Source organism: Faecalibacterium sp. DFI.5.82, assembly GCF_029076575.1.
In the GTDB taxonomy this organism is placed as follows: Bacteria; Bacillota; Clostridia; order Oscillospirales; family Ruminococcaceae; genus Faecalibacterium; species Faecalibacterium duncaniae.
Genome location: NZ_JARFIS010000582.1, coordinates 1 through 308 on the forward strand (window position 1 = coordinate 1; position 308 = coordinate 308).

The window sequence follows — 308 nt, forward strand, 5'->3', positions numbered from 1 at the left end:
ATCCTGCACTGGTTTGCGCATGGCTGGATCAGATGTACGCACCCCTCCAGTCTCCGCAGAACAACTGGGGTACTTACGGCGATGCGGAAGGCTTTAACATGTTTGAAATGTCCACCAACGATAAGGGCGAGCCCATGCTGAAGCACGCTCCTCTGGGCGATGCTTCTCCCGTGGAAGTCCGTGAGGCGCAGTGTGTCGGCGGGCCTCTGGCGGTTCTGGATGAGTACTATGGTGTATACGTTACCTGCCCGGACGATGCACAGTACCGTCTGGACTGGATCAAGGATATCTACACCCCGGATATGAAC

General features: G+C 56.2%; 1 pseudogene. It reads left to right on the plus strand.

What is annotated here, in order from left to right:
• Positions 1-308: pseudogene (locus P0G09_RS17980) on the plus strand (ABC transporter substrate-binding protein); the annotation flags it as partial.